This is a genomic window from uncultured Roseobacter sp. (genome assembly GCF_947492555.1).
Taxonomy (GTDB): Bacteria; Pseudomonadota; Alphaproteobacteria; order Rhodobacterales; family Rhodobacteraceae; genus Roseobacter.
Genome location: NZ_CANLNE010000002.1, coordinates 1015153 through 1041206, shown reverse-complemented (window position 1 = coordinate 1041206; position 26054 = coordinate 1015153). Strand labels below are relative to the sequence as shown.

Below are 26054 nucleotides of genomic sequence, written 5' to 3'. Positions count from 1 at the left end.
TCTGCAAGCAAACACGCTGCCTCTGCTTCGTCATACCCGCAAAACGGAAACGACGGGGTTACCAGTCCTCGCGGACCACAACCCGTGTCTTGATCGGCAGTTTCATCGCCGCCAGACGCAGAGCCTCGCGGGCCACGTCATCATTCACGCCGTCGATCTCGAACATCACGCGACCTGGCTTGACCTTGGCCGCCCAACGGTCGACCGAACCCTTACCTTTACCCATCCGAACTTCGATGGGTTTGGCCGTGACCGGCACATCCGGGAAAATCCGGATCCAGACCCGGCCCTGACGTTTCATGTGACGTGTCATGGCGCGGCGTGCCGCTTCGATCTGACGGGCTGTGACCCGCTCGGGCTCAATGGCCTTGAGGCCATAGGTGCCGAAGTTCAGGTCAGACCCGCCCTTCGCCAAGCCCTTGATCGAGCCCTTGAACTGCTTGCGGAATTTCGTGCGTTTTGGTTGTAGCATCTGTCATTCCCCCTTAGCGACGACCGCCTGCACCGCGGGGTGCTGGGCCATCCTGGAGTTCCTGTGCCTTACGGTCACGCGCGGCTGGATCGTGCTCCATGATCTCACCTTTGAAGATCCATGTCTTGATCCCGATGATGCCATAGGCAGTCGTCGCTTCCACATGTGCGTAATCGATATCGGCCCGCAGGGTGTGCAAAGGCACGCGGCCTTCACGGTACCATTCGGTCCGCGCGATCTCGGCGCCGCCCAGACGGCCCGCGACGTTCACGCGGATGCCCAGGGCGCCCATACGCATGGCGTTCTGCACCGCACGTTTCATGGCGCGGCGGAAAGACACCCGACGCTCCAGCTGCTGTGCAATGCTCTCACCAACAAGGGCCGCATCCAGCTCGGGCTTGCGCACTTCAACGATGTTGAGATGCAGCTCGCTGTCGGTCATCTTGGCAATTTTCTGGCGCAGACCTTCGATGTCCGCGCCTTTTTTGCCGATGATGACACCGGGGCGGGCTGTATGGATCGTAACGCGGCATTTTTTATGCGGACGTTCGATGATCACACGGGCCACACCGGCCTGATGACATTCTTTCTTGATGAATTCACGGATTGCGAGGTCTTCCAGCAGAAGGTCCCCGTAATCTTTCGTGTCGGCATACCAGCGGCTGTCCCAGGTGCGGTTCACCTGCAGGCGCATGCCAATCGGATTGACTTTGTTACCCATTAGGCTTGCTCCTCTACCTGACGCACCTTGATCGTGATTTCCGAGAACGGCTTGATGATCTTGCCGAACCGGCCACGCGCGCGCGGACGGCCACGCTTCATGGTCAGGTTTTTACCCACATAGGCCTCTGCGACGACCAGCTCGTCAACATCGAGGTTGTGGTTGTTTTCCGCGTTCGCGATGGCGGACTGAAGGCATTTCTTCACATCCAGAGCGATCCGTTTCTTGGAGAAGGTCAGGTCCGTCAGGGCCTTGTCCACCTTCTTACCCCGGATCATCGCGGCGACGAGGTTCAGTTTCTGCGGGGATGTACGAAGCATGCGCAGTTTTGCCATTGCTTCGTTGTCAGCCACGCGGCGGGGATTTTTATCCTTACTCATGGCTTACTTCCGCTTCGCTTTTTTGTCGGCGGCATGACCATAGTAGGTCCGTGTTGGCGAATACTCACCAAACTTCTGACCGATCATGTCTTCGCTGACGTTGACAGGGATGTGCTTGTGACCGTTGTAGACACCGAACGTCAGGCCCACGAACTGGGGCAGGATTGTCGAGCGGCGCGACCAGATCTTGATCACTTCGTTGCGACCACTTTCGCGGGACGCTTCGGCCTTTTTCAACACGTAGCTGTCGACAAAAGGACCTTTCCATACTGAACGAGACATAAATTAACGCCCCTTCTTCTTGGCGTGCCGCGAGCGCAGGATGAGCTTGCTTGACGCTTTTTTCTTGTTCCGGGTTTTTGCACCCTTTGTCGGCTTGCCCCAGGGCGTCACCGGGTGACGACCACCAGAGGTCCGGCCTTCACCACCACCATGCGGGTGGTCGATCGGGTTCATCACGACACCACGCACAGAGGGGCGGATGCCCTTGTGGCGCATGCGGCCCGCTTTACCGTAGTTCTGGTTGGAGTTGTCGGGGTTGCTGACAGCACCAACGGTGGCCATGCATTCCTGACGCACCAGACGCAGCTCGCCGGAGCTCAGACGGATCTGAGCATAGCCACCGTCGCGGCCCACGAACTGGGCGTAGGTCCCGGCGGCACGGGCGATCTGACCACCCTTGCCGGGCTTCATCTCGATGTTGTGCACGATTGTCCCGATGGGCATGCCCGAGAAAGGCATCGCGTTGCCAGGTTTGATGTCTGCTTTTTGCGACGCAACCACGCTGTCACCCACGGCCAGACGCTGTGGCGCCAGGATATAGGCCTGTTCGCCATCGCTGTATTTCACGAGGGCGATGAAAGCTGTGCGGTTGGGGTCATATTCGATGCGCTCGACCGTGGCCGCCACATCCAGTTTGTTCCGCTTGAAGTCAACGATCCGGTAGAGGCGCTTGGCCCCGCCGCCTTTACGGCGCATCGTGATCCGTCCGGTATTGTTCCGTCCGCCGTTCTTGGTCAAGCCTTCCGTGAGGGCTTTGACCGGGCGGCCTTTCCAGAGCTCCGAACGGTCGATCAGTACCAGCCCACGCTGGCCCGGCGTCGTCGGTTTATACGACTTGAGTGCCATGTTGTCTGTCTTCCGTTTTGCTGTACGGCGCATCGCTGCGCCTATGGTATGAAGGCCCCCGTAGGTGCCCGACTTGGATGTCCATACGGACAAAGGCGAAGCCCCGGACGAATCCGGGGCCTTGCCGATGCGTCCGTTTAAGAGAGTGCGCTCCCGGGGTCAAGCATGGGGCCCGCTGAAAGTTCATATTTTTCAGGGTACCGGGACCACGTCTGGGCACCTATTCGCCACGCCCTGAGACACCTGATCTTCTGTCTTCCTAACTTTGCGGGGGAGATGCTACGCTCAAGTGGTCTTGGGTGGAGGGAATACCATGAGTTTTGTGAAAGCACTTGCCGCGGTCGCTGTCGGGTTTGCGGCGGCGAAAGGGATGGACAAGTACAAGCAGATGGGCGGCATGGCCGGTCTGCAAGACGCGATGCAGGGCGCAGGCGGCAGCAATATGGCGGATCAGCTGGGCCGCATGGCGGACCAGTTCGGCATTCCGGGAGGCTCAGCGCAGGTGAAGAACCTGTTCGGCCAGATGGGTCAGGCCACTGCCGGTGCGACCGAAGCAGGCGCTGCCGGTCTGGGTGGTCTGATGGCAAGCCTGCGCGGCGCCGCCGAAGCAGGCAGTCAGCAATCGGCCTCAATGATGGAGGCGATGTTCGGCAACACGCCGGTCGGCGACGCGATGGAGCAGCAGGCCAAGCTGATGATCCGCGCGATGATCCAGGCTGCGAAGGCCGACGGCGAGATCGATGCCCAGGAACAGGCCGCCATTGTCGACCGGCTGGGCGACATCAGCGAGGAAGAGCGCGAATTCGTAAAGGCAGAATTGCAGGCCTCGCCCGATTTGGCAGGTCTCGTGCGGGACGCAGGGACAATCAGCCGAGAGCAGGTCTACTCGACCTCGCTGGCCGCTATCCGTGTCGATAACGTCGCCGAGGCCAACTATATGCGCCAACTCGCATCGGGGCTTGGGTTGAGCGATGCTCAGCGTGATGCGATCCACGCCAGGATGGGGGTCCCACCGCTCGCCAGCCGATGACGATTGTCCCTCGCCGAAATCCCTCTTGCTCGGTCTAAAAACCGTATTCTCTGGAAGACACTTGGGCCGCCTGTAGCGACTGTCAGGCCGGTTGCTGGCCTCTAGAACCGTGGGAGCATCTGCTATCACGTTCCGTTTCACGAGCAATCGCGGAAACACGCCGGATCATTCTTCATGTGATTATCCAACGGCCCACCTTCAGCGACAAGTCGGAGAGCAATGCGTTACATCGGTTGGTTTTTCACCTCTGTGGATTAAACAACCGGGCGAAAAACCCAGTGCGGGGTTGCTGAGCCTCTTCTGATGGTCTTGGCCTTCCAGCGACCCAAACCTCGATCCGTTCGGCGTTCAATGCGTTTGCCGAAAAATCGCGGGCTTCCACACCAAGATCATTTGCAACCGTCTTGGCAACTGCGGCGGTCTCCGGGCTGTAGTATCGCAAATGGGTGGTCGAAACTCGAAACCTCTCACGTCCGATTTCGGCGACTGCGATCCCGGCGCTCTCAAGCTCGGCCACATAGCTTTGAAGTTTGTCATTGGGGATGCCGTCCGGCGCATGAATGAAGAACTGCAGGTCAGAGGCCTTGCTGTTCCCGTACATCATTTCTCCCGCACTCAAGCCAGGAATCTCCGGCAGCGACCGCAGCGTCGCAGCGATAGCCAGATCGGTGTCCGCACGCATGTATTGCACGGCTGAAATCTCCGGCAGACTGATCGCGTCAGCGCGAACCGATACCGGCGCGAAGAATCCGTCCGGCACGTCCACTTGCGGGGAACCCTGTACACCGTCGGAAGCAACAATGGTTCTGTCCGCCGGTGGGTCCACCACAGCTGTTACGGTCGCTACGTTTGATTGGCTGATGGTGTTGCCCTGGCTGGCTTCTGCAAGCGGATCAGACGTAACGGAGACCGACGCCCCAAACCCGATCAATGCGCCAATACCAAGCGTTATGCCCAGACCGAAACCAGCGGCGCCTGAAAACAGCATCAAAGCCTTCACCGCATCCGATGCATTCAACTGAGCCAAAGCACCACCTGTGTCTGCTTTGTCCCCTTCCGGTGCTCTGGCGTCGCCAATTTGATCAGGCTCAGGCAATCGAGATGGTGCCTTCGATGCGACCACTCCCCGCTCGGAAAGAAGCTTGGCGCGTTTTGCGCGTGCTTCGTTTAATCGCTCCTTCCAGCTTCCATCAAAGACCGGATGGTTAGAGGCCTCGGGATGTCTGCCCACGCTTAGTTGTGTAAAACCACTGGCTTCAATTTTCGACACGATATTGACCTCTCGAAGAGACGCAATTTCTACAATAGATGATCGTTTGAAAACGCTCCGCGGCGCGGCACTGGGAACAACCTGTCCACAAGCAATTAATATAGCACAAGAAAAAGGCCATTTGGTGGCCAGATTGCTACACTGGAGGTCGAAACAACATGCGCTGGACTGCTGGGGCCTGCGGATCGGGCATCTTCGGCAAGAAATCGCCAATAGAGCACCGCCCGCGTATCGATAATCGTGTTGAGAAGGATAGAAGGAGCACGCACCGCGAGATGGGTCGGCAAAAAAGCAAAACCCCGACCTTTTTCAAGGCCGGGGTTCCGTAAGACATCTGATCAGACTTTTAGAGACCGGTGGACACGTCAATCGTGTTGCCGGCTTCCAGCGTCACGTAGGCTTTCTTCACGTCCTTCCGCTTGCCGAGCTGGCCGCGGAACCGCTTTACTTTGCCTTTGGTGATCGTGGTGTTGACCGCTTTGACCTTCACACCAAAGAGCGCCTCTACGGCTTCCTTGATCTGGGGCTTGTTGCTGTCGATCGCCACTTCAAAGACAACCGCGCCGTTCTCGGACGACATGGTGGCTTTCTCGGTGATGATCGGCTTGCGGATCACATCGTAATGTTCTGCCTTGGCGCTCATTTCAAACGGGCCTCCAGTGCTTCGACACCCGCTTTCGTGATCACCAGGGTGTCACGCTTGAGGATGTCATATACGTTTGCGCCCATTGTCGGCAGGATATCCAGACCGTCAATGTTGCGCGCGGCTTGGGCGAAGTTCTCGTCCACAGATGCCCCGTCGATGACCAGCGCGCGTTTCCAGCCCAGGTTTGCAACCTGTTTGGCCAAAGCGGCGGTTTTGCCTTCGGAGGAAGCCTCGTCGATAATCACAAGCTCGCCCGCTTTCATTTTCGCGGACAGTGCGTGGCACAGACCCAGCTTGCGGAACTTCTTGGTCAGCTCGTGGCCGTGGCTGCGCACTTTCGGCCCCTTGTAGACGCCACCCCCGCGGAAGATCGGTGCAGAGCGCGCGCCGTGGCGTGCGCCGCCGGTGCCTTTCTGGCGATAGATCTTCTTGGTGGAGTAGTCGACTTCGGAGCGTGTCTTGACCTTATGCGTACCCGCCTGCGCGTTGTTACGCTGCCAGCGGACGACGCGGTGCAGGATGTCGGCACGGGGTTCGAGGCCAAACAAAGCCTCGTCCAAGTCTACCGAACCGGCCTTCTTGCCGTCGAGTTTGATGACATCGAGTTTCATGCGTCACCTTCTTTCTTGTCTTCGTCAGCCGCAGGCGCATCGTCCGCCTTGTCCGCTGCGATTTCAGCTTCTGCGGCTTTCAACTGTTCGGCTTCCGCAGCGGCTTGCTCTTCGGCCAGACGCTTGGCTTCGGCTTCGGCCTCGGCAGCAGCGGCAGCGGCAGCTTCTTCAGCGGCTTTGGCGGCTTCTTCAGCGGCAGATTTCAAAGCGGCAGGCAGGATCGCATTCTCGGGGAATGGTTTCTTGACCGCATCCTTGACCGTGACCCAACCCCCTTTGGAGCCCGGCACAGCGCCTTTGACCATGATCAGACCACGGTCTGTATCGGTGCGCACAACCTGCAGGTTTTGCGTGGTGACACGGGCTGCACCCATGTGACCGGCCATTTTCTTACCTTTGAAAACCTTGCCCGGATCCTGACACTGACCGGTGGAACCGTGCGAACGGTGAGAGATCGACACACCGTGCGTGGCACGCAGACCACCGAAATTGTGGCGCTTCATCGCACCGGCAAAACCTTTACCGATAGACGTGCCCGCCACATCAACGAACTGACCTTCAAAGTAGTGATCCGCGATGATTTCCTCACCAACACTGATCAGGTTTTCCGCATCCACACGGAACTCGGCAACCTTGCGCTTGGGTTCCACCTTCGCGGATGCGAAGTGGCCGCGCATGGCCTGAGAGGTCCGCTTGGCCTTGGCAACACCGGCGCCGAGCTGAACGGCCGTGTAGCCATCCTTTTCAACGGTCCGCTGGGCCACGACCTGCAGCTTGTCGAGTTGAAGAACGGTCACAGGGATCTGCTTGCCGTCTTCCATGAACAGCCGGGTCATGCCGACTTTTTTTGCAATAACGCCTGAGCGCAACATGAAATTACCCTCCTACGCTTATGATTGCAGTTTGATCTCGACGTCCACACCAGCGGCCAGGTCGAGCTTCATCAGCGCGTCCACGGTCTGGGGGGTCGGATCAACGATATCCAGCAGACGCTTGTGCGTGCGGATTTCGAACTGGTCACGGGATTTCTTGTCAACGTGCGGGCCACGCAGAACGGTGAACTTCTCGATTTTGTTCGGCAGCGGGATCGGGCCGCGAACGGAAGCACCTGTACGCTTGGCGGTGTTGACGATTTCTTGTGTGGAGGCATCCAGCACACGGTAGTCAAACGCCTTGAGGCGGATGCGGATGTTTTGGCTTTGAACGGCCATGAGCATCACCCTTTATATCAGGGTCCAGATCGGAGAGGAGGACGGGCGCTCATCGCACACCCTCATCGCGTCTTTTTATGAACTGAAAAAGGGCACGGCCAGCCGTACCCTCTCAGGACTTGGGCGTCTTAGGGGGAGTCGCAGGAAAAGGCAATGGGGTTTCCGAACGAATATGGGTGATATCTGCCGCGCATCCGGTATTGTCATTACAGAAACGCTGCTTTCAACAACAGTTCGTCCTTGCTGCCGCCCGATATTGCGGCAGAAGGAGGCTCTGAGCCCAGACGTACCGAATGCTGTACTCACCACCAAGGTCGACTATGCGGAAGCAGGCTCCGTGAAACTCTTGCCATATTCGCCGAGAAAAATGGTGTGGATCTTTTTGGTTTTTCGTATCTTAGCGGCAAGGTTCACGGGGGTAGCAGTGAGTGATCAGTTAGTCGAACAGCTTAGAGACGACATTAGGGCTCTGATTGACAATCTGACCGCCCCGAAGAACTTCGAAACATCTCGGATCCGAAATGTTTCAACCAGTATTTGCCGACGTTGGTTGATCGACAAAGGTCTGGTGAATTTAGCTTATTCACTGGGCGTTACGCCCACGCTACCTGCCCTGTACAACGCACCCCACGTAACGGACATCGAGAAGTAGAACCATGTTGAGTTCTATACGCTCGGTGGTGTTTCCCTAGAAGGACAACCGATAAATTCGATCTACAAAATTAGAACTGGGTTTCCCGGACACGCTAACTTTTCAATCCCCAAATATGTTGAATTCCCACCAGCCCGGTTTCTCCGCCGGAAGTGTACTTTCGGGCAGGACACTTGGTTCACGACTGAAAACATCTTGCGCCATATAGCTAACAAAGCCGGGGGCGTTCATTTTGATACTGCGCGGGAAAAAGTTATAGACGAGCGGATAGACGAAGTTCGCCAAAGCTACGTTATCAGCTCAAGTGCAGGTATTCCGAACACATGTGAACGAATAGGTGTTAACATAGAAGGCGATTTTAAAGAGCAGCTTGATTTTTGCTTTCTTGAGATGATGGCGATTGCTCAGTCCCTTTGCAATGTGCGGTTTGACGGGAAACGTGTCGTCCACATGATCAGAGTTGGCGACGACAACACTGGTATGGGTGATGATATTTTACTCGGCCATACTCACCACCTTAGGGTCGATCTGCCATAGACTTGAGGTCAAAGCAGACGTTGGTCTGTTTGTATCTAAAGGCAGCTTCGTCCGAAAAGCGACCGACACTGAACAAACGAAGGGCCGCTCAATTTGAGCGGCCCTTTTTTTCAAAATTGTGCGGAGCTTTCACCCCGCTTCCCGTGTTACTCGGTGATTTTGGACACCACGCCGGCGCCGACGGTGCGGCCGCCTTCGCGGATCGCAAAACGCAGACCGTTCTCCATCGCGATCGGCGCGATCAGCTCAACGCCAAAGCTCACGTTGTCGCCCGGCATCACCATCTCGGTGCCTTCGTTCAGCTGAACCGTGCCGGTCACGTCCGTCGTGCGGAAGTAAAACTGCGGGCGGTAGTTCGCAAAGAACGGCGTGTGACGGCCGCCCTCATCCTTGGTCAGGATGTAGGCTTCGGCTTCGAACTTGGTGTGCGGGGTCACGGAACCCGGCTTGCAGAGCACCTGGCCACGCTCGACCGCTTCCCGGTCGATGCCACGCAGCAGCGCGCCGATGTTGTCGCCCGCTTCACCGCGGTCCAGCAGCTTGCGGAACATCTCAACACCTGTGCAGGTCGTCTTCTGCGTGTCTTTGATGCCAACGATTTCGATCTCGTCGCCCACGTTGATCACGCCACGCTCGACACGGCCGGTCACAACAGTACCACGGCCGGAGATCGAGAAGACGTCTTCCACGGGCATCAGGAACGGCTGGTCGATCGCGCGCTCAGGCGTCGGGATCCACTCGTCGACGGCGGCCATCAGCTTCTTGATGGATTCCTCACCAATCTCCGGGTTGTTGCCTTCCATCGCCGCCAGCGCCGAGCCGGGGATGACCGGGATGTCGTCGCCGGGGTATTCGTAGGAGGACAGCAGCTCGCGGATTTCCATCTCGACCAGCTCGAGCAGCTCTTCGTCATCGACCTGGTCGACCTTGTTCATGTAGACAACCATGGTCGGGATGCCGACCTGGCGGCCGAGCAGGATGTGCTCGCGCGTCTGCGGCATCGGGCCGTCAGCAGCGTTCACCACCAGGATCGCGCCGTCCATCTGGGCAGCACCGGTGATCATGTTTTTCACGTAGTCCGCGTGGCCGGGGCAGTCGACGTGCGCATAGTGGCGTGCGTCGGTTTCATATTCCACGTGTGCCGTCGAGATGGTGATCCCGCGGGCTTTCTCTTCGGGCGCGCCGTCGATCTGGTCATAGGCCTGGAAATCGCCAAAATACTTCGTGATCGCAGCCGTCAGCGTCGTCTTGCCGTGGTCAACGTGACCAATCGTGCCAATGTTTACGTGCGGTTTAGTACGTTCAAACTTTGCCTTTGCCATGGTGGCCTCCTTAGGTGTTCTGGTGGATGGCTGCGCCACCCGGTGTTGGTTTTCGCCGCCCCTATCGGGGCGACTGAATTAAGCGAATTTTGCCTGGATCTCGTCAGAGATGTTCTGCGGAACGGGATCGTAGTGATCGAACTGCATAGTGAACTGTGCACGCCCCGAAGACATCGACCGCAGCGTGTTGATGTAGCCGAACATATTCGCCAGCGGAACGAAAGCGTCGATCGCAATCGCATTGCCGCGCGGCTCCTGCCCGGTCACCTGACCACGACGAGATGTCAGATCACCGATGACGTTGCCGGTATAGTCTTCCGGCGAAATCACTTCGACCTTCATGATCGGCTCGAGCAGTTTCGCGCCCGCGCCCTTCATGCCGTCGCGCATCCCCATGCGAGCCGCGATCTCGAAGGCCAGCACGCTGGAGTCCACATCGTGGAATTTACCGTCGATCAGCGCAACTTTGAAGTCGATCACCGGGAAGCCGGCAAGCGGGCCACTGTCCATGACGGACTTGATGCCCTTTTCCACGCCCGGAATGTATTCCTTGGGCACAGCACCACCAACGATACGAGATTCAAACGAATAACCTTCGCCCGGCTCAGTCGGCGTCAGGATCATTTTCACTTCCGCGAACTGACCGGACCCACCGGACTGTTTCTTGTGCGTGTAGGTGACTTCGTACTCTTTCGAGATCGTCTCGCGATACGCCACCTGCGGCGCACCGATATTCGCCTCGACCTTGAATTCACGCTTCAGACGGTCGACCAGAATGTCGAGGTGAAGTTCGCCCATACCCTTCATGATGGTCTGACCGGATTCCAGATCAGTTTCCACACGGAAAGAGGGGTCTTCGGCCGCCAGACGGGCCAGACCTTGCGACATTTTTTCCTGGTCGTTCTTGGTCTTCGGCTCCACCGCGATCTCGATCACCGGATCGGGGAAGGTCATGGTTTCCAGAACCACCGGATCATTCACGGCGCAGAGCGTGTCACCCGTTGTCGTGTCTTTCAGACCCGCCAGCGCGATGATGTCGCCCGCGAAGGCTTCTTCGATCTCTTCACGGTTGTTGGAGTGCATCATCATCATGCGGCCCACGCGCTCTTTCTTCTCCTTGGTGGAGTTGAGCATCGTGTCGCCCTTGTTCAGCACGCCGGAATAGATCCGTGTGAAGGTCAGCGAGCCCACGAAGGGGTCGTTCATGATTTTGAACGCGAGACCAGCGAAGGCCATGTTGTCGTCCGCACGGCGCGCAATGTTCCGGGTTTCCTCTTCATCGCCCGGTTTGAAGCCCATGTAGTCGACCACGTCGAGCGGGCTCGGCAGATAGTCAATCACGGCGTTCAGCAGCGGCTGCACACCTTTGTTCTTGAAGGCAGAGCCACCCAGAACCGGTACGAAAGCAATCTCCAGCGTGCCCTTGCGCAGCAGCGCGCGCAGGGTCGGCACGTCAGGCTCATTGCCTTCGAGGTACTCCATCATCGCGTCGTCGTCCATTTCGACGGCCGCTTCGATCATCTTGCCGCGCCACTCGTCAGCCATGTCTTTCAGGCTGTCGCGGATCGGGGCCTTGATCCAGGACGCACCCAGATCTTCGCCCTGCCACAGCCACTCTTCCATGGTCACGAGATCAATCAAGCCTTCCAGCTCGGTTTCGGCGCCAATCGGGATACCAACAGGCACGGCGCGCGCGCCGGTACGGTCTTCAACCATCTTCACGCAGTTGAAGAAGTCAGCGCCGATCTTGTCCATCTTGTTGACGAACACCATGCGCGGAACCTTGTAGCGGTCAGCCTGACGCCAGACGGTTTCGGTTTGCGGTTCAACGCCAGCGTTGGCGTCCAAAACACAAACGGCACCATCGAGAACCGCCAGCGAACGTTCCACTTCAATGGTGAAGTCCACGTGGCCGGGGGTGTCGATGATGTTCAGGCGGTGCTTTTCGGAGTCAGGCGTTTTGCCATCCTCTGTGCGCTCCCAGAAAGTCGTGGTCGCAGCCGAGGTGATGGTGATGCCGCGTTCCTGCTCCTGTTCCATCCAGTCCATGGTGGCTGCACCATCGTGCACCTCACCAATATTGTGGGACTTGCCTGTGTAGTACAGAATGCGTTCGGAACATGTAGTCTTGCCGGCATCGATGTGAGCCATGATGCCAAAGTTGCGGTAGCGGTCTAGCGGATAGTCGCGTGCCATGGGGCTGCTTCCTTGAAGTATCTGAAAACGAGTTGCCGCGCCCCCGGACGGGACGCGACGATTTGGTTACCAGCGGTAGTGGCTGAACGCTTTGTTGGCATCGGCCATCTTGTGGGTGTCTTCGCGCTTTTTCACCGCGGTGCCGCGGGATTGAACAGCGTCCAGAAGCTCACCGGCAAGGCGCTCTTCCATGGTGTTCTCGTTGCGCGAACGGGCGGCTTTGATCAACCAGCGGATCGCCAGCGCCTGACGGCGCTCGGGGCGCACTTCGACGGGCACCTGATAGGTTGCACCACCAACCCGGCGCGACCGGACTTCGACGGACGGCTGGATGTTGTCGAGCGCTTCGTGGAACACCTCGATGGGCGCGCGCTTGATCTTGTCTTCAACGCGGGTGAGCGCAGAGTAGACGATGCGTTCTGCGACCGACTTCTTGCCGTCGATCATCAGGTTGTTCATGAATTTTGTCAGCACCAGATCGCCATATTTGGCGTCGGGCAGGACTTCGCGTTTTTCGGCTGCGTGGCGACGGGACATTCTCTATTCCTCTTACTTCGGACGCTTCGCGCCGTACTTCGAACGACGTTGCTTACGGTCTTTGACGCCTTGGGTATCCAGAACACCACGCAGGATGTGGTAACGGACACCGGGAAGGTCTTTGACACGGCCGCCACGGATCAGAACCACGGAGTGTTCCTGAAGGTTGTGGCTCTCGCCCGGGATGTAGCTGATCACCTCGAAGCCATTGGTCAGACGGACCTTGGCCACTTTCCGCATCGCCGAGTTCGGCTTCTTCGGTGTGGTGGTGTAGACACGCGTACAAACGCCACGCTTCTGCGGGCATTCCTGCAGGTGCATGGACTTTGAACGTTTGATTTTAGGCTGCCGCGGCTTGCGGATCAGCTGTTGGATCGTTGGCATTCCGGTTCTTTCCCCGTGTTGCTCACATATGTGTGCACGAGGACGACCCCCATGCGGTTGAAACTCTCTCACAGACGCGTCCGCCTGCAATGCTCATGCGCCGATGGCGCTACGATTTACATGCGCCGATGGCGCAATACCAAAAGACCGCCACGTTTCCGTACCGAGGAAAACGACGCGGTGGGTTTACAGAGGATCGGGCCGATAGGGGGCCGGATCGTGACCACTTCAGTTCTGATTTCGGCGCGCAGGTTGAACCCTGCCGTCGAGATGAGCGGCGTATAGAAGGAGTCGCGCATGGTGTCAACAGGCGCACCCCTGTTATCCGGTGCTTGGCACCTCCCTGTTTTTGCCAGCGGAGAAGGCTGGACTTGCGGCTTGCAACAGACCGGTCCGAGCGCGCCGTCCACAGGCAGTCATCGCCGCATCTGGCTCCGCTCCCTGTAGAGCGTGAAGAGCCCCGTCGCCACGATGATGCCCGCGCCCAGAAGTGTCAGCGTACTGGGCCAGTCGCCAAACACCAGCCATCCCAGAACGAGCGCCCAGATCAGTCCTGTGTACCGGAAGGGCGCAATGAAGGAGACATCTCCCGCCCGCATCACCTGGACGCTGAAGTAGTACCCACCGACGATGAAGAGCGACGACGCAGCAATCAGCGTGCCCAGTTGTGTCGAAACCGGAACCCAGTCGATGGAAAGTGACGCAAGCGCTGCCGCCACCAGCACCATGAGAGATGCCGAGAAGGTCACGAGGAGCGAAGGCACGTGCGAGGACAGTCGCCGTGTGGAGAGATCGCGTGCCGTGACACAGAGCACGGCAATCAGCGCGTACAGCGACCATAGCGTGAACCCATCAGGCCCCGGGCGCACGATCAACAGCATGCCGCAGAACCCGATTGCAATGGCGCTCATCCGGCGCCAGCCCACGGCTTCGCGGAAAAACAGGGCAGACCCAAGTGTCACCGTCAGCGGCAGAACCTGCAGAATGGCCGTGATATTGGCCAGCGGCATATTCAGAAGGGCGGTGATGAAGAAATACGCCGCCCCGACTTCCGAAAGCGAGCGGAAGCCGATCCAGAACCAGTCTTGCGGTGCAACACGGGGCCGGAAAGCGCCGCGTGACCATGCCAGAAGTGCAATCAGCAAACTCGCCAGAACCCCGCGCAAAACCAGCAGCTGGAACAGCGGCAACGCCCCACCGGTCATTTTGATCAGCGCGTCGTTGATGGTGAAACAGGCCATCGAAGCCATCATCAACAGCGCACCAGCAAGGTTCGGCGACATGGTGCTCGTGTTTGATAGACCGGTGTTCAAAACCTTTTTCGCTCCCGGCGCCCAAGCGGCGCGCAGCTCTCTAGTGGCCGGTGAAAACCAATGTCTGCAACGGCAACAACAGCGACCTGATGCGCAGCCCTGCCGCATGCACCACGCCGACCGTATCGACCACATGCAGGAAGATGCGCCGCCCAAACCCGAGCTCGGGGTCTTCCAGCAACGCGTGATTGTAGGTGTAGGCGTTGGCAAGGCAGCGGCTGCCGGGCGGGATGTCGTCGGTTTGGCCGGGGTAGATCGGCTCCATGAACGCGGTGATCGTGCCGGGCGCGCCCATGGCCTGCGCATCGCCCAGCCGGTCCGACGGGCGCACCTGCCCCGCCGCGATCACGTCCTGTACCTCCGTGATAACCATCGGGATGACCGTGAAGGGTTTGGAGATGCACATGATCTCCGCCACCCCGCCTGCCTTGACCACCTGCGCGGAAATTTGCGGGAAGCCCGCCTGGAACCGGTTCCGGCCAGCCTCCGAGGGCACGAGAATGCCCGCCGGGCGCAACACCGGGCTCACGATGTCGCCGACCCGCAGCGTAAACTGTTCAATGGTGCCATCGACACCGGCATAGACGGTCAGCTTTTCGATTTCGTTTTGCGCCTGCGCGAGCGCCGCGTCCGCAGTCGCACGCTGTGCAGGCAGTTGAACGGTGATTTGCGCATCTACCGCCGCGACCCCGGCGCGCGCCGCATCGACCTCACCTTGCCGGGCGCCCAGCTCATTTTCCAGAAGCTCAACATCGCGGTCACTGACCGCGGCAGAGCCCTGGGCCCGCAAAGCGCGTCGGCGCTCCAGATCTTCACGGGTCTGTTCAAAGGCGGACATGGCCTGATCCAAAGTGCCGACAGCAGAGGCACGTTGCGCTTGCGCCAGCACAAGGCCCGCGTCGACCTCGGCGATCTGACGGCGCGCTGTTTCGGCGGCGGCTTCCTGGCTGCTGCTGTCGAGCTTGAAGATTGGATCACCCGCCGCGACCTCGGAGTTGATCTCGACATAGATGTCGGAGACCCGCCCGCCCTGCTCCGACAGGATTGTCACGGTGCGGAAGAAGGAGGCGACGTTGGACGTGCTGGGGTGGTAGTAGAAGACGATGGTGATCAGGCTGATCGTCAACATTGCGCAGAGAGTGATGCCCCAGCGCAGTTCGTACCAGACCGTGAAGAAATTGATCTGATCCCCCCAGCGCTTGCCCTGGAAGCGACGGCGCAGCAGGTAATCCGGCAGGATCGTGACGAGAGAGCACAGGATGACCTCTAGCATGGTCTATCTCTCCCGGTTGACGAGGTTTTGCAGGGACTGCGCCATGGAGTTGAGCGGGCTGACCAGATCGGGCGGCCGGAAGGCGGCTAGCACCAGTGCGATGATCCAGAAGAGGTTGTTGTGGGTAAAAAGCGCCAGCATCGCGAGGATGCTGATCAGCTGCAGTTGCGCGCTATTGCCCTTGTGCGCCATGCGCTCCGGCAGGGCGTGAAGGGTGAAGTAGGCGATACCCAGCAGCAAGATCAGCAAAAGCACAAAAATCACCATGACGGTAAAGAGGCTGTCGCCACCATCGGCTCCGGCGAAATAGGGCGGCAAGTGATGTGGCACCATCGGATGTTGCGTGTCGGCCATGGAACACCTTCTGAAGTCAAAATAGCGGGCGCTTTAGTCCCGTTCGCAATACTCGGGACGCTATCTGTGAAAACCGGTTTGAGCCACAGTTTTCTGATCCGCGCCCACCAGCCCGGCGCGCGGACCTTCCAGATGCGCGTAAAAAAGCCCCCCGGCGGTGCAAACTGCCGGGGGGCTTTGATTTCTTTCACATCGCGTCAGTCGCGGCTGTCGGGATCCGGTGTAATCACCTGATCGAAGACGTCGCCGCCGACCATGTCATCCTCCGCCGGCGCAGCAAGAGCGGCTGCCGCTTCCGCTTCTTCGCGGCGCGCCTCGATCACGACGTTATCGCGATCCTGCGCCACGCGACGAACCTTCATGGTCGCTCCACCGGTACCCGCCGGGATCAGACGGCCCACGATCACGTTCTCTTTCAGACCGACCAGCTTGTCTTTCTTACCCTGCACAGAGGCTTCGGTCAGAACGCGCGTGGTTTCCTGGAAGGACGCCGCCGAGATGAAGCTGCGGGTCTGCAGCGACGCCTTGGTGATACCCAGCAGGATCGGTTCGCCCTGTGCCGGACGGCCACCTTTGCTCAGCGCCTTCTCGTTGGCCTGATCGAACTCCTGCTTGTCGACGTGTTCGCCCTTAAGCAATGTGGTATCCCCAGAGTCCTGGATTTCCCACTTCTGCAGCATCTGGCGCACGATGACTTCGATGTGCTTGTCGTTGATCTTCACACCTTGCAGGCGATAGACGTCCTGCACCTCGTCGATCATGTAATCCGCCAGCGCCTCGACACCCATGATGGCCAGGATGTCGTGCGGGGCCGGGTTACCGTCCATGATGTAGTCGCCCTTGCTGACAAAGTCACCTTCCGCCACCGGGATGTGCTTGCCCTTGGGCACCATGTATTCGACCTTGGTGTCTGGATCTTCGGAGCTTTCAATCGCGATACGGCGCTTGTTCTTATAGTCCTTGCCGTAACGGACATAGCCGTCGATTTCCGCGATGATGGCGTGATCCTTCGGGCGACGTGCCTCGAAGAGTTCGGCCACACGCGGCAGACCCCCGGTGATATCCTTGGTCTTGGCACCTTCCCGCGGGATTCGTGCCACAACATCACCGGCCTTGATCTCGGACCCATCCTCGATGGACAGAACCGCATCGACGGACATCGGATATGTGACCGGATTGCCCGCATCGTTGCGGACCGGCTCGCCATCTGCGCCCACCAGGATGATCTCGGGCTTGAGCTCGTTGCCCTTGGCCGCCGAGCGCCAGTCGATCACGATCTTCTGGGTCATGCCGGTGGCATCGTCGGTCTCGTCCTTGACGGCGATGCCGCTGACCAGATCGACGAATTTCGCCGTACCCGACTTCTCCGCGATGATCGGCAACGTGTAGGGATCCCACTCAAAGAGCTTGTCACCCCGCACGATGTCCTGCGCATCCTTGACGAAGAGCTTAGAACCGTAGCCGACTTTGTGGCTGGCACGCTCTTCACCGTTTTCGTCCTGAATGATCAGCTTCATGTTCCGGCCCATGACCATGATCTCGCCAGCGGCATTCTCAAGGGTCTGCGCGTTCTCAAAGACGACCTTGCCGGTGTGGCTGGCTTCCAGGAAGGACTGCTGACCACCCTGCGCAACACCGCCGATGTGGAACGTCCGCATCGTCAGCTGCGTGCCGGGCTCACCAATGGACTGCGCGGCAATAATGCCCACAGCTTCACCGGTGTTGACCATGGTGCCGCGCGCGAGGTCACGCCCGTAGCACATGGCACAAACGCCCTCTTCCGCTTCACAGGTCAGCGGGCTGCGGATACGGGCCGAGGCCACGCCAGCCTCTTCGATGGCATCCGCCATGCGCTCGTCGATGAGTGTCCCAGAGGCGAGCATGACCTCATCGGTGCCCGGACGCAGGATGTCCTCGGCCACGACGCGACCCAGAACCCGTTCGGACAGGGACGACACCACCTCACCGTCATTCACCGCCGCAACAGCGGTGATCGACGTCTCGGTGCCACAGTCGGGCATGCGTACGATGCAGTCCTGTGCGACGTCCACAAGGCGGCGTGTCAGGTAGCCGGAGTTCGCTGTTTTCAGAGCGGTATCCGACAGACCCTTGCGCGCACCGTGGGTCGAGTTGAAGTATTCAAGAACGGTCAGACCTTCCTTGAAGTTCGAAATGATCGGCGTTTCGATGATGTCGCCGTTCGGCTTGGCCATCAGGCCGCGCATCCCGCCAAGCTGCTTCATCTGCGTCACCGAGCCCCGCGCACCGGAGTGTGCCATCATGTAGACCGAGTTCGGCTCCATTTCAGCACCGGCCTCGTCCTTCTGGCTGGCCGAGATCGAGCCCATCATGGCGTCGGTGACCTTGTCGTTACACTTCGACCAGGCATCGACCACCTTGTTGTACTTCTCACCCTGGGTGATCAGACCGTCCATGTACTGCTGCTCAAAGTCCTTCACCTGGTCGCGCGTCTCTTCGACGATGGGCCATTTGGTGTCGGGGATCAGCATGTCGTCCTTACCGAAGGAAATCCCGGCTTTGAACGCCTCACGGAAGCCCATGGTCATGATCTGGTCACAGAAAATAACCGACTCTTTCTGACCGCAATAACGGTAGACGGTGTCGATGACCTGCTGCACTTCTTTCTTGCGCAGCAGACGGTTGACCAGTTCAAACGGTGCCTTGGCATTGAGCGGCAGCAGCGCGCCGAGACGCACCCGACCCGGGGTGGTTTCAAATCGCTTCATGACCTCAAGGCCATTCTCATCGATCTGCGGCACACGTGCCGTGATCTTGGAATGCAGGTGCACCATACCGGCGTCCAGCGCGTGCTGGACTTCCTCGACGGAGCCGAAGACCATGCCTTCGCCCGGCATGCCTTCACGTTCCAGGGTCGTGTAGTAGAGACCCAGGATCATATCCTGCGACGGAACGATGATCGGCGCGCCGTTTGCCGGCGACAGAACGTTATTCGTGGACATCATCAGGACACGCGCTTCCAGCTGTGCCTCAAGGCTCAGCGGCACGTGCACGGCCATCTGGTCACCGTCAAAGTCGGCGTTAAACGCGGAACAGACGAGCGGGTGTAGCTGGATGGCTTTACCTTCGATCAGTACGGGTTCAAACGCCTGAATGCCCAGACGGTGCAGTGTCGGCGCACGGTTCAGCATCACCGGATGCTCGCGGATCACCTCATCGAGGATATCCCAGACTTCGGGGCGCTCTTTTTCGACCAGTTTCTTGGCCTGCTTCACAGTGCTGGAAAGGCCCTTGGCCTCCAGCCGCGAGTAGATGAACGGCTTGAAGAGCTCCAGGGCCATCTTCTTCGGCAGGCCACACTGGTGCAGCTTGAGCTCCGGCCCGGTGACGATGACCGACCGGCCCGAGAAGTCGACGCGTTTCCCCAGAAGGTTCTGACGGAAACGACCCTGCTTGCCTTTCAGCATGTCAGAGAGCGATTTCAGCGGGCGCTTGTTGGCACCTGTGATCACGCGGCCACGACGACCGTTGTCGAACAGAGCATCGACGGATTCCTGCAACATCCGCTTTTCGTTGCGGACGATGATATCCGGCGCGCGCAGCTCGATCAGACGCTTGAGACGATTGTTCCGGTTGATCACCCGACGGTAGAGATCGTTCAGGTCAGACGTCGCGAAACGACCGCCATCCAGCGGGACCAGCGGGCGCAGTTCTGGCGGAATGACTGGAATGACAGTCAGCACCATCCACTCCGGACGGTTGCCGGATTCAAGGAAGCTCTCAACCACTTTCAGACGCTTGATGATCTTCTTGGGCTTCAGCTCGCCTGTGGCCTCTTTCAGATCAGCACGCAGGGTTTCGGCTTCCTGCTCCAGATCAATCGCGGCCAGCATTTCGCGGATCGCTTCGGCGCCGATGTTCGCCGTGAAGGCGTCCATGCCGTAGGCGTCCTGCGCGTCCATATACTCTTCTTCGGTCATCATCTGACCGTATTGGAGGTCCGTCAGGCCGGGTTCGATCACCACGTAGTTCTCGAAGTAAAGCACCCGCTCCAGATCGCGCAGAGTCATGTCCAGCATGAGACCGATGCGCGACGGCAGCGATTTCAGGAACCAGATGTGCGCGACGGGCGAGGCCAGCTCGATATGGCCCATCCGCTCGCGGCGGACCTTTTGCAGCGTGACTTCGACACCGCATTTCTCGCAGACAACGCCGCGATACTTCATGCGCTTATACTTGCCGCACAGGCATTCGTAGTCCTTGATCGGGCCAAAAATACGCGCGCAGAAAAGACCGTCACGTTCAGGCTTGAACGTCCGATAGTTGATGGTCTCGGGTTTTTTGATCTCCCCGAAAGACCAGCTCAGGATGCGCTCGGGCGAAGCCAGAGACACCTTGATTTCGTCAAACACCTTCGGCGGTGTGAGCGGGTTGAACGGGTTGTTTGTCAGTTCCTGGTTCATTTTCAAATCCTTGAAAGGGGTGCGTGGGAGGATGGTGCCCTAAAGCCCACCTTACCCGCAGGCAGGTAGGGTGGGCCTTTGGGCCACCGTTACTCGTCCTCCTCCGCATCCAGGAGTTCCATGTTGAGGCCGAGGCCGCGGACTTCTTTGACCAGAACGTTGAAGCTTTCGGGCACGCCCGCTTCGAAGTTGTCCTCGCCTTTGACGATGCTTTCGTAGACTTTCGTCCGTCCGGCCACGTCGTCCGATTTCACGGTCAGCATCTCCTGCAGGGTGTAGGCGGCGCCATAGGCTTCGAGCGCCCAGACCTCCATTTCCCCAAAGCGCTGGCCCCCGAACTGCGCTTTACCGCCCAGCGGCTGCTGGGTGACGAGGCTGTAAGGCCCGGTCGAACGCGCGTGGATCTTGTCATCCACCAGGTGGTGCAGCTTGAGCAGATACTTCACGCCCACGGTCACGGGACGGGCAAATTGCTCGCCCGTGCGCCCGTCGAACAGCACCGATTGGCCGGAACTGTCGAAACCCGCGCGGGTCAGCGCATCATTCACGTCCGCTTCCTTGGCCCCGTCGAAGACCGGCGTGGCAATCGGCACACCGCGTGTGACGTTGCTGGCCGCTTCGATCAGCAAGTCTTCTGCCAGACCAGCAATGCCTTCGTCATAGACATCCTCGCCATAGGCATGATGCAGCGCGTCGCGCACTGGGGTCAGATCGCCGGAGCGACGGTATTCCTGCAGCGCCTCGTCCACATTGATACCCAGACCGCGCGCGGCCCAGCCCATGTGGGTCTCGAGAATCTGCCCGACGTTCATGCGCGAAGGCACGCCCAGCGGGTTGAGGCAGAAGTCGACCGGGGTGCCATCGGCGAGGAACGGCATGTCCTCCATCGGCACCACCTTGGAGATCACACCCTTGTTGCCGTGACGTCCGGCCATCTTGTCGCCCGGCTGCAGCTTGCGCTTCACCGCGACGAAGACCTTGACCATCTTCATCACGCCCGGGGGCAGATCGTCGCCACGGCGGACTTTCTCGACCTTATCCTCAAAGCGTGCATCAAGGGCACGTTTCTGGATCTCGTATTGCTCGTTCAGAGCCTCGACCACCTGCGCGTCGGCTTCGTCCTTGAGCGCGAGCTGCCACCACTGACCACGGGTCAGCATTTCCAGCAGATCCTCGGTGATCTCGGAGTTCGCGGACACGCCTTTCGGGCCTTTGACCGCAGTCTTGCCGAGGATCATGCCCTTGAGACGCGCATAGATGTTACGATCAAGGATCGCCATCTCGTCGTCCCGGTCACGGGCCAGACGTTCGACCTCTTCCCGCTCAATCTGCAGCGCACGCTCGTCTTTCTCCACACCGTGGCGGTTGAAGACGCGCACTTCCACGACCGTGCCGAAATCACCCGGCTTCACACGCAGCGAGGTATCGCGCACGTCCGAGGCCTTCTCACCGAAGATGGCGCGCAGGAGTTTCTCCTCCGGCGTCATCGGGCTTTCGCCCTTCGGGGTGATCTTGCCGACGAGGATATCGCCCGGCTCCACATCGGCACCGATGTAGACGATGCCTGCCTCGTCGAGGTTGCGCAGGGCTTCCTCACCGACGTTCGGAATATCGCGGGTGATCTCTTCCGGCCCAAGCTTGGTGTCACGCGCGGCGACTTCAAATTCCTCGATGTGGATCGAGGTGAAGACGTCGTCACGGGCAATCCGCTCGGAGATCAGAATGGAGTCTTCATAGTTGTAGCCATTCCACGGCATGAAGGCGACGACGACGTTCTTGCCGAGCGCCAGTTCCCCCATATCCGTCGACGGACCATCGGCAACCACCTGCCCCTTGCGCACCGTGTCACCCACCTTCACCAGCGGACGCTGGTTGATGCAGGTGTTCTGGTTCGAACGCTGGAATTTGCGCATGCGGTAGATGTCCACACCCGCATCGCCCAGTTCGAGGTCTTCGGTCGCGCGGATCACGATCCGGCTGGCGTCAACTTGGTCGATCACGCCGGCGCGTTTCGCCATAATCGCAGCACCAGAGTCGCGGGCCACAACTTCTTCGATGCCTGTCCCAACGAGCGGGGCCTCAGCCTGCAAAAGTGGCACCGCCTGGCGTTGCATGTTCGAGCCCATCAGGGCGCGGTTGGCGTCGTCATTTTCCAGGAACGGAATGAGCGAGGCCGCGACCGAAACCAGCTGTTTCGGCGAGACGTCGATCAGATCAACACTCTCGCTGGGTGCGAGCGTGTATTCCCCCGATTGGCGCGTGTTCACGAACTCATTGGTGAACTTGCCGCCCTCGTCGATCGAGGCGTTGGCCTGAGCAACGGTGTGCCGCTGCTCTTCGGTGGCGGACATGTAGTGTACTTCGTCCGTCACCTTGCCGCCTTCGACCTTGCGATAGGGCGTTTCGATGAAGCCGTATTTGTTCACACGCGCAAAGGTTGCCAGCGAGTTGATCAGACCGATGTTCGGGCCTTCCGGCGTCTCAATCGGGCACATCCGGCCATAGTGCGTGGCGTGCACGTCCCGGACCTCGAAGCCTGCTCGTTCGCGAGTCAGACCGCCCGGCCCAAGCGCCGAAAGACGACGCTTGTGGGTCACTTCCGACAGCGGGTTGGTTTGGTCCATGAACTGGCTGAGCTGCGAGGAGCCGAAGAATTCACGCACGGCGGCCGCAGCCGGTTTGGCGTTGATCAGATCCTGCGGCATGACCGTGTCGATTTCGACGGAGGACATCCGCTCCTTGATCGCGCGCTCCATGCGCAGCAGACCCACGCGGTACTGGTTCTCCATCAGCTCACCGACCGAACGCACCCGGCGGTTGCCGAGGTGGTCGATGTCGTCAATGTCGCCACGCCCGTCGCGCAGATCCACCAGCGCTTTGATGCAGGCAACGATATCCTCGCGGCGTAGCGTGCGCTGGGTATCTTCTGCATCGAGGGCCAGACGCATGTTCATTTTCACGCGACCAACGGCCGACAAGTCATAGCGCTCGCTGTCAAAGAACAGCGTGTCGAAGAGCGCTGAGGCAGCTTCGACGGTGGGCGGCTCGCCCGGACGCATGACGCGGTAGATGTCCATGAGCGCGGTGTCGCGGTTCATGTTCTTGTCCTGCGCCATGGTGTTGCGCATGTAGGGGCCGACGTTGACGTTATCAATGTCGAGCACGGGGATCTCGGTGATGCCTGCGTCGATCAACTCCTTCGCGGTGCCACCGATCAGCGTGCCGTCCTTGTCGTACTCCAGCGTCAGCTCATCCCCGGCTTCGACGTAGATGGCACCGTTTTCTTCGTTGATGATGTCCTTGGAGACGAACTTGCCCGCGATGTGCTCGTAGGGCAGCAAGAGTTCGGTCACCTTGCCGTCGTCGATCAACTGCTTGACCGCGCGCGGGGTGACTTTCTTGCCCTGCTCAAACAGCACTTCACCGGTTTTCGCATCGACCAGATCATAGGTCGGGCGGGTGCCGCGCACACGGTCCGGGAAGAACGGGGCGACCCAGCCCTTGTTCTTCTTCAGCTTGTAGGTGACGGTGTTGTAATAGGCGTCCATGATCGCTTCCTGGTCGAGACCAAGAGCGTAAAGGAGCGTTGTCACAGGCAATTTGCGGCGACGGTCGATGCGCGCAAAGACGATGTCCTTGGCGTCGAATTCAAAGTCCAGCCAGCTGCCGCGATAGGGGATGATGCGGCAGGCAAAGAGCAGTTTGCCGGAGGAGTGCGTCTTGCCCTTGTCGTGATCAAAGAACACGCCGGGGGAGCGGTGCATCTGGGAGACAATCACCCGCTCGGTGCCGTTCACGACAAAAGTGCCGTTGGGTGTCATCAGAGGCATGTCGCCCATGAAGACATCCTGTTCCTTGATATCCTTCACAGATTTTGCGCCGGTGTCTTCGTCCACATCGAATACGATGAGGCGCAGCGTCACCTTCAAGGGCGCGCTGTATGTCATGTCACGCTGCTGACACTCCTCCACATCGTATTTTGGCTTTTCCAGCTCGTACTTGACGTACTCAAGTACGGAGGTCTCGTTGAAGTCCTTGATCGGGAAGACCGACTGGAACACACCCGTGATGCCTTCGCCGTCCGTGGGGACGTCGGCATCGCCGGAGTTCAGGAAGAGATCATACGAGGATTTCTGCACCTCGATGAGGTTCGGCATCTCCAGCACTTCGCGGATTTTGCCATAATATTTACGTAGACGTTTCTGGCCAAGGAACGATTGAGCCATATCAGGTGTCACCTTTCAGAGTTCTCACCGGTCGAGGAGGCCGTCGGGCCACGGCACCTCGCCCATACGAGACGATACGTTTCGGTCTATTCGTGAGCACCGTCCCACCGGCGCCCTCCCGACCATTGAACCGCATCTTGGAAAAAGCCTTTGGGCAAAGGCCCTTTCCAAGACAGGTTGAGCCGGACCCGATTTTCCGGGTCCAGCTCGTTTCTTTCAGCGGGGTTTGCGGATTACAAAAATCCGACCGACAGCCTATGCTGCACAGCCCCCGGACACGACCCCTTAAGCCAGTTCGACCTCGGCACCAGCTGCTTCCAGCTTGCCTTTGATCTCTTCGGCTTCGGCTTTGTCGACGCCTTCTTTGATCTTGCCGCCCGCTTCCACGAGGTCTTTGGCTTCTTTCAGGCCCAGACCGGTGATGCCGCGCACTTCTTTGATCACGTTGATTTTCGACGCGCCTGCGTTTTTCAGAACGACGTCGAATTCTGTTTTTTCCTCTTCAGCGGCGCCAGCACCGTCTGCAGGACCAGCCATCATCACTGCGCCGCCTGCTGCGGGCTCGATGCCGTACTCGTCTTTGAGGATGGTTTTCAGTTCTTGTGCTTCAAGCAGGGTCAGACCAACGATCTCTTCTGCCAGTTTTTTCAGATCAGCCATGTTTAGCTCTTTCCGTTAACGATATGTGTGTTCCAACGTCGTGTATTAAACCCGACGCCGATTTGACGTTGCTTCAAGCAGCCGCCTTGTCCTCGATCGTGGACAAGATGGATGCGATGTTGCTTGCAGGTGCGCCAATGGCCCCGGCGATGTTCGATGCTGGTGCGCCCAACATGCCCGCGATCGTGGAGATAAGCTCCTCGCGCGACGGCATTTTGGACACGGCTTCGACACCGGCGACGTCCAACGCGTTCTCACCCATGGCGCCGCCGAGAATGACGAATTTGTCATTCCCTTTGGCATACTCCTGAGCAACCTTGGCCGCAGCCACGGGATCCTCAGAATAGGTCAGAACGGTCATACCCGACAGAAGGTCAGCAATGCTTGCGCATGGCTTGCCCTCAAGGGCGATCTTGGCGAGCCTGTTTTTGGCAACACGCACAGACCCGCCCGCTTCACGTGCTTTCGCGCGCAGGTCCTGCATTTCAGCAACTGTCAGACCGGCGTAGTGGCTTACCACAACGACGCCAGAGCTTTCAAAGATCTGGCCGAGCTCGTCGACCAGCTGTTCTTTTTGTGCTCTATCCACAGTTTCACTCCAAAATTGGGTAGGTTGCCCCACCCGGCTCAGTTTAGAGGGGCGATACTCTGCCCCTCGTTTCGGGTCCAATTCAGGGTCCCGAGACCAA

Annotated in this window: 25 protein-coding genes; 3 read left to right on the top strand and 22 right to left on the bottom strand. The window is 59.0% G+C overall.

All coding sequences use genetic code 11. The annotated features are described in order from the left end of the window. Positions 1-58: 58 nt before the first annotated feature. The 5 genes from rplP to rplB are packed head-to-tail and all read right to left on the bottom strand — an operon-like array spanning position 59 to position 2701. Positions 59-472, bottom strand: a complete 414-nt coding sequence (rplP, locus tag Q1A07_RS12140; RefSeq protein WP_219499988.1) for a 50S ribosomal protein L16 — start codon at positions 470-472, stop codon at positions 59-61. 13 nt (positions 473-485) lie between these two features. Beyond that, positions 486-1193: a 30S ribosomal protein S3 gene (rpsC, locus tag Q1A07_RS12135; RefSeq protein ID WP_195819735.1), complete on the bottom strand. Its 708-nt coding sequence runs from the start codon at positions 1191-1193 to the stop codon at positions 486-488. Beyond that, positions 1193-1573, bottom strand: a complete 381-nt coding sequence (gene rplV, locus Q1A07_RS12130) for a 50S ribosomal protein L22 (RefSeq protein WP_195819734.1) — start codon at positions 1571-1573, stop codon at positions 1193-1195. Before rplV ends, rpsC begins: the two co-directional genes overlap by 1 nt. Positions 1574-1576: 3 nt before the next feature. Continuing rightward, positions 1577-1855, bottom strand: a complete 279-nt coding sequence (rpsS, locus tag Q1A07_RS12125; protein WP_067296663.1) for a 30S ribosomal protein S19 — start codon at positions 1853-1855, stop codon at positions 1577-1579. 3 nt (positions 1856-1858) lie between these two features. Continuing rightward, complete coding sequence (gene rplB / locus Q1A07_RS12120) at positions 1859-2701, bottom strand: 50S ribosomal protein L2 (protein ID WP_299781033.1); 843 nt, start codon at positions 2699-2701, stop codon at positions 1859-1861. A 313-nt stretch (positions 2702-3014) separates the two neighbouring features. Here rplB and Q1A07_RS12115 point away from each other — a divergent pair, with 313 nt between their 5' ends. Then, entirely contained in the window at positions 3015-3731 is a 717-nt protein-coding gene (locus Q1A07_RS12115) for a DUF533 domain-containing protein (RefSeq protein ID WP_299781031.1), read from the top strand. Between the two features lie 241 nt (positions 3732-3972). Here the strand turns inward: Q1A07_RS12115 and Q1A07_RS12110 are convergent, their stop codons facing one another. The 5 genes from Q1A07_RS12110 to rpsJ all read right to left on the bottom strand — a co-directional run bounded on the left by Q1A07_RS12110 (position 3973) and on the right by rpsJ (position 7469). Continuing rightward, positions 3973-5001: a hypothetical protein gene (locus tag Q1A07_RS12110; RefSeq protein ID WP_299781029.1), complete on the bottom strand. Its 1029-nt coding sequence runs from the start codon at positions 4999-5001 to the stop codon at positions 3973-3975. Positions 5002-5347: 346 nt separating this feature from the next. Next, positions 5348-5644, bottom strand: coding sequence for a 50S ribosomal protein L23 (locus Q1A07_RS12105; RefSeq protein ID WP_298974888.1), 297 nt, complete (start codon positions 5642-5644; stop codon positions 5348-5350). After that, a complete protein-coding gene (rplD, locus tag Q1A07_RS12100) occupies positions 5641-6258 on the bottom strand; it encodes a 50S ribosomal protein L4 (protein WP_299781027.1) in 618 nt (205 codons plus the stop codon). Before rplD ends, Q1A07_RS12105 begins: the two co-directional genes overlap by 4 nt. Next, the gene (gene rplC, locus Q1A07_RS12095; protein WP_299781025.1) at positions 6255-7130 is read right to left on the bottom strand and encodes a 50S ribosomal protein L3; all 876 of its coding nucleotides are present in this window, start codon (positions 7128-7130) and stop codon (positions 6255-6257) included. Before rplC ends, rplD begins: the two co-directional genes overlap by 4 nt. Positions 7131-7148: 18 nt before the next feature. Next, entirely contained in the window at positions 7149-7469 is a 321-nt protein-coding gene (rpsJ, locus tag Q1A07_RS12090; RefSeq protein ID WP_195819727.1) for a 30S ribosomal protein S10, read from the bottom strand. On the opposite strand from rpsJ, the gene Q1A07_RS12085 reads away from it, so the two are divergent. Together Q1A07_RS12085 and Q1A07_RS12080 are read left to right on the top strand one after the other, a co-directional pair. Beyond that, positions 7468-8121 (top strand): hypothetical protein, encoded by a 654-nt coding sequence (locus tag Q1A07_RS12085; RefSeq protein WP_299781023.1) that lies wholly within the window; start codon positions 7468-7470, stop codon positions 8119-8121. The genes rpsJ and Q1A07_RS12085 overlap by 2 nt on opposite strands. 195 nt (positions 8122-8316) lie before the next feature. Beyond that, the gene (locus tag Q1A07_RS12080; protein WP_299781021.1) at positions 8317-8658 is read left to right on the top strand and encodes a hypothetical protein; all 342 of its coding nucleotides are present in this window, start codon (positions 8317-8319) and stop codon (positions 8656-8658) included. Positions 8659-8804: 146 nt separating this feature from the next. Here the strand turns inward: Q1A07_RS12080 and tuf are convergent, their stop codons facing one another. From tuf to rplJ, 12 genes are all read right to left on the bottom strand, one after another. Then, positions 8805-9980 (bottom strand): elongation factor Tu, encoded by a 1176-nt coding sequence (gene tuf / locus Q1A07_RS12075; RefSeq protein WP_299780988.1) that lies wholly within the window; start codon positions 9978-9980, stop codon positions 8805-8807. Between the two features lie 78 nt (positions 9981-10058). Then, entirely contained in the window at positions 10059-12176 is a 2118-nt protein-coding gene (fusA, locus tag Q1A07_RS12070; RefSeq protein ID WP_299781018.1) for an elongation factor G, read from the bottom strand. A gap of 66 nt (positions 12177-12242) precedes the next feature. Next, a complete protein-coding gene (gene rpsG, locus Q1A07_RS12065) occupies positions 12243-12713 on the bottom strand; it encodes a 30S ribosomal protein S7 (RefSeq protein WP_195819724.1) in 471 nt (156 codons plus the stop codon). 12 nt (positions 12714-12725) lie between these two features. After that, positions 12726-13097 carry a 30S ribosomal protein S12 gene (gene rpsL, locus Q1A07_RS12060; protein WP_011570072.1) on the bottom strand — a complete coding sequence of 124 codons (372 nt, stop codon included), beginning with the start codon at positions 13095-13097 and terminating at the stop codon, positions 12726-12728. A gap of 116 nt (positions 13098-13213) precedes the next feature. Then, on the bottom strand, positions 13214-13396 hold the full coding sequence (locus Q1A07_RS12055; RefSeq protein ID WP_299781016.1) for a hypothetical protein: 183 nt from the start codon (positions 13394-13396) through the stop codon (positions 13214-13216). Positions 13397-13513: 117 nt separating this feature from the next. Continuing rightward, a complete protein-coding gene (locus Q1A07_RS12050) occupies positions 13514-14380 on the bottom strand; it encodes a DMT family transporter (protein WP_299781014.1) in 867 nt (288 codons plus the stop codon). 70 nt (positions 14381-14450) lie between these two features. Further along, a complete protein-coding gene (locus tag Q1A07_RS12045; RefSeq protein ID WP_299781012.1) occupies positions 14451-15683 on the bottom strand; it encodes a biotin/lipoyl-binding protein in 1233 nt (410 codons plus the stop codon). A gap of 3 nt (positions 15684-15686) precedes the next feature. Further along, positions 15687-16037 carry a hypothetical protein gene (locus tag Q1A07_RS12040; RefSeq protein WP_299781010.1) on the bottom strand — a complete coding sequence of 117 codons (351 nt, stop codon included), beginning with the start codon at positions 16035-16037 and terminating at the stop codon, positions 15687-15689. 197 nt (positions 16038-16234) lie between these two features. Further along, a complete protein-coding gene (gene rpoC / locus Q1A07_RS12035) occupies positions 16235-20479 on the bottom strand; it encodes a DNA-directed RNA polymerase subunit beta' (protein ID WP_299781008.1) in 4245 nt (1414 codons plus the stop codon). Between the two features lie 89 nt (positions 20480-20568). After that, entirely contained in the window at positions 20569-24705 is a 4137-nt protein-coding gene (rpoB, locus tag Q1A07_RS12030) for a DNA-directed RNA polymerase subunit beta (RefSeq protein WP_299781006.1), read from the bottom strand. 285 nt (positions 24706-24990) lie between these two features. Next, entirely contained in the window at positions 24991-25365 is a 375-nt protein-coding gene (rplL, locus tag Q1A07_RS12025) for a 50S ribosomal protein L7/L12 (protein WP_195819717.1), read from the bottom strand. A 73-nt stretch (positions 25366-25438) separates the two neighbouring features. Next, the gene (rplJ, locus tag Q1A07_RS12020; protein ID WP_299781000.1) at positions 25439-25954 is read right to left on the bottom strand and encodes a 50S ribosomal protein L10; all 516 of its coding nucleotides are present in this window, start codon (positions 25952-25954) and stop codon (positions 25439-25441) included. Between the last annotated feature and the right edge of the window lie 100 nt (positions 25955-26054).